This window comes from Streptomyces otsuchiensis (assembly GCF_004305975.1).
Taxonomy (GTDB): domain Bacteria; phylum Actinomycetota; class Actinomycetes; order Streptomycetales; family Streptomycetaceae; genus Streptomyces; species Streptomyces otsuchiensis.
The window spans coordinates 1-4,110 of the sequence record NZ_BHZI01000396.1; the positions used below are offsets into that span (position 1 = coordinate 1).

At 72.6% G+C, this 4,110-nt stretch carries 4 protein-coding genes; all 4 read left to right on the forward strand.

Going from position 1 to position 4,110, the window contains the following annotated elements; all coding sequences use genetic code 11:
• Positions 1-75: 75 nt before the first annotated feature.
• The 4 genes from E0D90_RS24190 (at position 76) to E0D90_RS24205 (ending at position 4,042) form a co-directional block, all read left to right on the forward strand.
• Entirely contained in the window at positions 76-837 is a 762-nt protein-coding gene (locus E0D90_RS24190; RefSeq protein WP_103502558.1) for an SDR family NAD(P)-dependent oxidoreductase, read from the forward strand.
• 132 nt (positions 838-969) lie between these two features.
• The gene (locus E0D90_RS24195; RefSeq protein WP_103502559.1) at positions 970-1,269 is read left to right on the forward strand and encodes a YciI family protein; all 300 of its coding nucleotides are present in this window, start codon (positions 970-972) and stop codon (positions 1,267-1,269) included.
• Between the two features lie 104 nt (positions 1,270-1,373).
• Positions 1,374-2,777, forward strand: a complete 1,404-nt coding sequence (locus E0D90_RS24200; RefSeq protein WP_130800082.1) for an aminotransferase-like domain-containing protein — start codon at positions 1,374-1,376, stop codon at positions 2,775-2,777.
• On the forward strand, positions 2,774-4,042 hold the full coding sequence (locus E0D90_RS24205; RefSeq protein WP_130800083.1) for an ATP-grasp domain-containing protein: 1,269 nt from the start codon (positions 2,774-2,776) through the stop codon (positions 4,040-4,042). Before E0D90_RS24200 ends, E0D90_RS24205 begins: the two co-directional genes overlap by 4 nt.
• Positions 4,043-4,110 lie beyond the last annotated feature (68 nt).

Genomic DNA, 4,110 nt, shown 5'->3' on the forward strand with positions numbered 1-4,110 from the left:
CCGCCTCACCGCCTCACCGCCCCCACATCCCCCGGGAAGAACCGGAAGCTCCTCTCAGAGACAAGGTGATCACCCATGCCCGTCGCCCCCACCACCCCGCGCACCGCCCTGCTGATCGGAGCCGCCGGAGGCATCCTCCGGGAGGTCTCGCGCCAACTCGCCGAGGAAGGCCACACGCTGGTCCTCTACGACCGGGACCAGACCGCACTCGACCGGCTCGCCGCGGAGCTGGGCTCGCTCACCAAGGTCGAGGCCGTCGTCGGTGACATCACCGACCTCCCGGCCGCCGAACGTCAGCTGAACGACATCGTCGACCGGTTCGCCCCCTCGATCCTGGTCAACGGTGTCGGTGGCGACACCCGGGTGATCAGCTACGCCGACCTGACCGCCGACCACTTCGAGCAGTCCTTCCTGGAGAACGTCAGCAGCAGCTGGATCGCGGTGAAGGTCTGTGCCCCGCGGATGGCCGCCGACGGCTACGGCCGCATCGTCAACTTCGCCTCGGCCGGCGGCCGTACCTACAGCCACTTCAACAACGCCGCCTATGTGGCCGCCAAGGCCGCCGTCGTCGGTATGACCAAGCAGATGGCGTACGAGCTGGCCCCCACCGGCGTCGTGCTCAACGTCGTGGCGCACGGCCCGATCGCGACCGAGCGGGTCGCCGGAGCGTGGGAGCGTCGCGACCCGGCGCAGAAGGAGGCAGTGCTGGCGAGGCTGCCGATGCACCGGATGGGCACCGTCGAGGAGGCGGTCGGCAGCGTGCTCCACCTCTGCTCGGAGAGCGCCGGCTACTCCACCGGCTCCGTGATCGACATCAACGGCGGCCTCTACATGTGAGCCCCGCGCGGGCCCTCGCGACCGACACCGTCACCCCGCGTCGCGACCGGCCCCCGCGTCGCCACCGCGCACCACCGAGCCCGTGCCACTCGTACCCGGGACCGCCCCGGGGCCCGCTCCCAGGAGGCAGCCATGGCGACCTATGTCGTCGAGTTCGAGTACAACGTCGACCGCGCGGGCCGGGAGCCCCTGCACCGCGCCCACACCGAGTATCTGCGCACCCTCACCGACGACGGTGTGCTGCTGCTCGCCGGCCCCCTGCGGGACCTCAACGGCGGCCTCCTGGTCTACGAGGCCGAGGACCGCGACCGCCTCCAGGAGATCCTGGACGCCGAGCCCTACGTCCGCGGCGGCATCGTCGCCCGCGTCAGCGTCCGGGACTGGGCGCCCGGCAAGGGCGCCTGGCTCGCGGCGAAGTCGTCCGCCGCCTGACCCCGGGACCGCACCCCGCCACCGGCGCGCCCGTCCCCTCCGTCGCCGCACTCCGACCCGCGCTCTTCCGAGAGGATCACCCTGCCGTGCGATCTGACACATCCATGACAACCGCTCCGCCCGCCCCGCCCGGGCCCCCGCTGCCGCTGCGCCGCGAGAGCCTGCACGCCGGCATCGTCGACCCCGGCATGGACTCGATGCGCCTGCTCAGCGAGACGGCGATGCGGTTCCCCAGCGCCCTGTCGTTCTCGTCCGGGGCTCCGTACGACGGCAACCACGACCTGGCCGACCTCTCCCGGCACATCGACCGCTACCTGGCGCACCTGCGGGAGCAGGGGGTCCCGGAGGAGCGCGTCACCCGGCTCCTCTTCCAGTACGGCCCGGTCAACGGCTTCATCCGCGACGAGGTCGCCCGCATGCTCGCCCGGGACGAGGACATCGACGTCGCCCCCGAGGCCATCATGATCACGCACGGCTTCCAGGAGGCCGCGCTCATCGCCCTCCGCGGGCTGTTCCGGTCACCCGACGACGTGCTGCTGTCCGTCTCCCCGGCGTACGTCGGCATCCGGGGCGCCGCGCGCATGCTGGACATCGAGGTACGCGGGATCACCGAAGGCCCCCAGGGACTGGAGCCCGACGCGGTCGCCGCCGCCGTGCGCGCCGTGCGCGCCGAAGGAAAGCGCCCCACCGCGCTCTACCTGGTCCCCGACTTCTCCAACCCCTCAGGCACCGTCGTCCCGTTGGAGGCCCGCCGGCGGCTGCTCGCCCTCGCCGCCGAGGAAGGGCTGACCATCCTGGAGGACAACCCGTACGGACTCTTCGCGAGCGACGCGGAGCGGCTGCCCACCCTGAAGGCGCTGGACGACCGCGGCGATGTCATCTACCTCGGTTCGTTCGCCAAGTCCGCCTTCCCCGGGGCCCGGCTGGGCTACCTCGTCGGCGACCGCGCGGTGGTCGCCGAGGACGGCACCCGGCGCACCCTCGCCGAGGAACTCTCCAAGGCCAAGGCGATGTACTCGGTCGGCTCCTCCTCCCTCTCCCAGGCCGCCATCGGCGGCATCCTGGTCGAGACCGGCTACGACCTGCGGTCGGCCACCCGCGACCTGGCCGCCGTCTACCGGGAGCGGCTCGCCGCCACGCTGGACGCGCTCGCCACTCACTTCCCGCCCGAGCGGTACGCCGAGCACGAGGTCCGGTGGAACCACCCGCGCGGCGGCTTCTTCCTGGTCGTCGAGGTGCCCTTCGAGGCCGACCTGTCCGCCATGGAGCGGTCGGCACGCGACCACGGGGTGAGCTGGGCGCCGATGCGCATGTTCCACCTGCACGGCGGCGGCGAACGCGCCCTGCGGCTGGGCTTCAGCAACCTCACCCCCGAGGCGATCCGCGAGGGCGTCTCCCGGCTGGCGCGTTTCGTGCGGGCCGAGACCGGACCGGACCGCGACCTCGCGCCGGACCCCGCCCGCGACACCGTGTCCGCGCTGCTGCCCACCGAGGAGGCCCGCTCATGACCGGCAACCCGGCCCCAGGCCGCCCCGTAGCCGTCGTGGTCGACGGCTACTCGGCCGGCAACTTCTACCCCGCGGCCTTCGCCGCCCAAGGCGCCGACGTCGTCCATGTGCAGAGCACGCCCGAGCTGATGCCCGCCATGGCGCCGCCCGACCTCGGGGCCTACCGGGCCAACATCACCAGCTCCGACGAGAGCGTCCTCGCCGCGCTGCTGCGCACCCTCGACCCGGTGTGCGTCATCGCCGGCCAGGAGTCCGCCGTCCCGCTCGCCGACCGGCTCAGCGAGGCGGTCGGCGTCCCCGGCAACGGCTCGGCGCTGTCCGCCGCCCGCCGGGACAAGTACGAGATGATCGAGACGCTCCGGCGTGCCGGGGTCCGTTGCGCCCGGCAGCTGAAGACCGCCGAGCCGGACGCGGCCGTGGCCTGGGCGGAGGAGCACGGCGAGTACCCGGTCGTGGTCAAGCCGCTCAGCTCCGCCGCCTCCGACGGGGTGTCCGTCTGCGACGGGCCCGACGCGGTCCGCGCCGCCGCCCGCACCGTCCTGGCCTCCCCGAACATGTTCGGCGCGGCCAACTCCGAGATCCTGGTGCAGTCCTACCTCAGGGGCACCGAGTACATCGTCGACACGGTCAGCTGCGGCGGCTCCCGCTACGTGTGCGGCATCTGGGAGTACGAGAAGACGCTGCTGCCCAACGGCAAGAACATCTACAACCGCGACCTGCTCGTGGACGCCGCCACCGACCCGGTCGCCGCCGAGCTGACCGCCTACGCGGACCAGGTCCTCGCGGCGCTCGGCATCGCCTGGGGGCCGGCCCACGCCGAGATCATCGTCACCGACCAGGGCCCGGTCCTGGTCGAGGTCGGCACCCGCCTCAACGGCAACCTGAGCGCGCCGTTCCACGACGTCTGCCTCGGGCACAACCAGGCGGCGCTCACCGCCCAGGCGTACACCGGGCCGGAGGAGTTCCGCTCTCGGTACGGCGGCCGGACGTACACCCGGCGGCAGCCCGCCATCGTCTACAACACCCCGACCGAACTCGACGGCGTCGTGGCGTCCGTCGACGAGACGGCCGTGGCGGAGATCCGCTCCCTGGAGAGCGTCCTCTCGGCGACGGTCAAGCACGCGCCCGGCGCCCGGATCACGCCCACCGCCGATCTGCTGACCAGCTCGATGCGGGTCTTCCTCACCGCGCCGGACGAAGCGGTCCTCGAAGCCGGCTACGAGAAGGTCCGCTCCCTGAAGGACTCGGTGTACCGGCTCGCCTGACGGCGGGTGCCCCCCCCCGCCCCCCCCCCCCGGCGGGTTTTTTTTATCAACTTTACCCTCCCCCCGCA

Bases quoted from the DNA above. Each gene is read 5' to 3' on its own strand.
- E0D90_RS24190 (WP_103502558.1), top strand. From the start codon at position 76: ATGCCCGTCGCCCCCACCACCCCGCGCACCGCCCTGCTGATCGGAGCC.
- E0D90_RS24195 (WP_103502559.1), top strand. From the start codon at position 970: ATGGCGACCTATGTCGTCGAGTTCGAGTACAACGTCGACCGCGCGGGC.
- E0D90_RS24200 (WP_130800082.1), top strand. From the start codon at position 1,374: ATGACAACCGCTCCGCCCGCCCCGCCCGGGCCCCCGCTGCCGCTGCGC.
- E0D90_RS24205 (WP_130800083.1), top strand. From the start codon at position 2,774: ATGACCGGCAACCCGGCCCCAGGCCGCCCCGTAGCCGTCGTGGTCGAC.